Below are 543 nucleotides of genomic sequence, written 5' to 3' on the forward strand. Positions count from 1 at the left end.
CGTATTGAGCTGCACGGGAATAGGCGCAACGTCAGGGCAGGGCGGACAACGCCGCCTGAGCTGCCGCGAATGCAAAAGGTCGTCTGAAAACCCAAATTCGGGTTTCAGACGACCTTTCGTTTGTGGATAAGCTTTATTTTGTCCTTAAGCTTTTTCGTGTGTCAGATGGCGCACAGACGCGGCGATTTCGTCCGCCATCCGACGGCTGGCACCTTGATGGCCGGCGACGAAGTGTGCCGCTTGTTGGGCGAAATGGCTGCGCTCGCTCGGGTTTTCCAAACAGGCTGAGACGAAGGTGCACCATTCGTCCGCGTTTTGCACCTGCACCGCCGCTTGGGCTTCCAACGCGCTGCGGCAGGCGGCGGCAAAGTTGTAGGTGGAAAAGCCGAACACGGTCGGAATACCGCAGGCTATCGGCTCGATGATGTTTTGACAGCCGCTGTCCACGAGGCTGCCGCCGACAAAGGCGACATCGGCGCTGAGGTAGTAGGCAAAAAGTTCGCCCATGCTGTCGCCTACCCAGACTTGGGTTTGCTGGGAAAC

Annotated in this window: 1 protein-coding gene; it reads right to left on the minus strand. The window is 58.4% G+C overall.

Annotated features, from left to right (window positions below):
• Positions 1-144 precede the first annotated feature (144 nt).
• On the minus strand, positions 145-543 hold a 399-nt coding region (locus ACTHUR_RS17410; RefSeq protein ID WP_440399968.1), incomplete at its 5' end, for a 3-deoxy-D-manno-octulosonic acid transferase.

Source organism: Neisseria sp. P0021.S007, from assembly GCF_051956855.1.